Source organism: Mesorhizobium sp. M7A.F.Ca.ET.027.03.2.1 (genome assembly GCF_003999175.1).
Lineage (GTDB): Bacteria > Pseudomonadota > Alphaproteobacteria > Rhizobiales > Rhizobiaceae > Mesorhizobium.
This window is the reverse complement of sequence record NZ_RZOM01000873.1, coordinates 1-2641: the sequence shown is the minus strand read 5'-3', so window position 1 is coordinate 2641 and position 2641 is coordinate 1. Positions and strand designations below refer to the sequence as shown.

The 2641-nt window shown below is 63.0% G+C and carries 2 protein-coding genes; both read left to right on the top strand.

Annotated elements, in window-relative coordinates; translation table 11 throughout:
* Positions 1-52 precede the first annotated feature (52 nt).
* Positions 53-1459: a glutamine synthetase family protein gene (locus tag EN750_RS28270; RefSeq protein WP_127398699.1), complete on the top strand. Its 1407-nt coding sequence runs from the start codon at positions 53-55 to the stop codon at positions 1457-1459.
* 86 nt (positions 1460-1545) lie between these two features.
* Positions 1546-2641: putative DNA modification/repair radical SAM protein (locus tag EN750_RS28265; RefSeq protein WP_127398697.1), on the top strand; the 1096-nt coding region annotated here is incomplete at its 3' end.

Sequence of the window (2641 nt, the reverse complement as noted above, 5' to 3'; positions counted from 1 at the left end):
TCACCGCCTTCGGCGCGGTTGCGGCGAAGCTTGCGGCATGAGACAAGCGGCGATGGACCACCCCAACGCCATGATAACCTCACCTTCGGGCTCGACACCTGCCGAGGCGCACGCCTTTCTCGACGCCCATCCCGAGATCGAGGCCTTCGATATCGTGCTGACCGATGCCAATGGCGTCGGCCGTGGCAAGATCGTGCGCCGGCATGAACTGAAGAGCATCTTCGAGGGCGGCCGCCATATGCCGATCTCGATCCTCGGCCTCGACATCACCGGCGAGGATGTGCACGAGACCGGACTGATCTGGACGACCGGTGATGGCGACCTTAGGGCATGGCCGATCCCCGGCACGCTGGTGCCGCTCTACGGTACGAGCCCGCCCCGCGGCCAGTTGCTGATGGCGATGTACATGCTCGACGGCCGACCGATGTCGTCGGATCCGCGCCTGGCGCTGGCTCGGCAGGTGGAGATCCTGGCGGCCAAGGGCCTCTATCCGGCCGGCGCCTTCGAGCTCGAATTCTTCCTGCTGGCCAATGAGCGCGACGCCGACGGCAAGGTGCAGCCGGCGCGCGCGGTGCTCGATGGCCGCGTCTCGGGCAAGACCGAAGTCTATTCGGTCGACCATCTGCACGGCATGGAGCCGCTGTTCTCCGACATCTATGCCGCGGCCAAGGCGCAAGGCATTCCGGCCGAGACGGTGATTTCCGAATATGCGCCCGGCCAGTACGAATTGACGCTGAACTACCGCAAGGATGTGATGCGGGCGGCCGACGATCTGGTCATGCTGAAGCGGCTTGTGCGGGCGCAGGCGCGCCGCCACGGCGTCACCGCCTGTTTCATGGCCAAGCCGATCGAGAAATATGCCGGCTCGGGCATGCATTTCCATGTTTCGCTGCAGGACAAGGCCGGCCGAAACGTCTTTGCCGAAGCTGGGGGCGAGAGCTGGTCGCTGCCGCTGCTGCAGGGGCTCGGCGGCCTGATCCAGACCATGGCAGCATCGATGCTGGTGTTTGCACCGCACGCCAATTCCTGGCGGCGTTTCGTCTCGCAATCCTACGCGCCGGTGGCGCCGACCTGGGGCGTCAACAACCGCTCGGTGGCGCTGCGCGTGCCGGCCGGCGACGCCAAGAACCGGCGCATCGAGCACCGGCCGTCCGGCGTCGACGCCAACCCTTATCTGATCGCCGCAACCGTGCTCGCCGGCATCATCAAGGGCATGGATGAAGGCCTCGATCCCGGACCCGAAACGACCGGCAACGGCTATGAGGCAGCGGTCACGCGCACGACCATGCCTGTCGACTGGCGCGCCGCGATCGAAGCGGCGCGGACGTCCAGCTTCCTGAAGAACGCGCTCGGCGAGGACCTGCACCGGACCTTCGTGGCAATCAAGCAGTCCGAGTACTTGCGTGTGGCACGCACGGTCAGCGAACTGGATTACCACCTCTATCTGCACGAGGTTTGATGGATTCATGATGGGCGGCGATCATTTTTTCGCCGCCTCCATCAAATGAGGTAGCGTATCTTCTGTTTAGAACATATCATGAACAGATGAGCGCACTTACCGTCCGTGAAAAGCTGGCGATCCTCTCCGACGCCGCCAAATACGATGCCTCTTGCGCCTCTTCCGGTGCGGCGAAAAAGGACTCGCTGAAATCAGGCGGCATCGGCTCCACCGAGGGCATGGGCATCTGCCATTCCTATGCGCCGGATGGCCGCTGCATTTCCCTTCTCAAGGTCCTGCTGACCAATTTCTGCATCTATGATTGCAGCTATTGCATCAACCGCTCGTCGTCCAATGTGCGGCGCGCCCGTTTCACCATCGACGAGGTGGTGAAGCTGACCATGGATTTCTACAGGCGCAACTATATCGAAGGCCTGTTCCTGTCCTCGGGCGTCGTCCGCTCACCGGACGAGACCATGGGCGAGATGGTCGAAGTGGCACGCCGGCTGCGGTTGGAGGAGAAGTTCTCCGGCTATATCCACCTGAAAACCATTCCGGAAAGTTCGGCCGAACTGATCGAGAAGGCAGGGCTCTATGCCGACCGGCTATCGATCAATGTCGAACTGCCGACCGACGAGGGTGTGAAGCGGTTGGCGCCCGAGAAGAAGCCGGAGGCAATCCGGCTTTCCATGGCCAAGCTGCGCCAGAAGATGGAGGAGAAGGCCGAGCCGACTTTGAAGACCAGAAAGCGCGAACGCTTTGCGCCGGGCGGCCAGTCGACTCAGATGATCATCGGCGCCGACAAGACATCCGACGACGGCATCCTTCACACCAGCGCGCGGCTCTATGGCAGCTATCATCTGCGGCGCGTCTATTACTCGGCTTTCAGCCCGATTCCGGATTCGTCATCGTCGCTGCCCTTGCTGAAACCACCGCTGATGCGCGAGCACCGGCTCTATCAGGCCGACTGGCTGATGCGGTTCTATGGGTTTTCGCAGCCGGAAATCCTTGCCGGGAGCAGCGACGGCATGCTCGATCTCGCCATCGACCCGAAGCTCGCCTGGGCGCTGCGCAACCGGGGGCAGTTTCCGGTCGACATCAACCGCGCCGACCGCGAAGCTCTGCTGCGGGTGCCGGGTCTCGGCACCAAGGTGGTGGCAAAAATTTTGGAGACGCGCCGGCATCGGCGCATGCGGCTGGAGG

What these genes read in the sequence shown, in the direction of transcription:
- EN750_RS28270 (WP_127398699.1), top strand. Translation starts at nt 53, where the DNA reads ATGGACCACCCCAACGCCATGATAACCTCACCTTCGGGCTCGACACCT.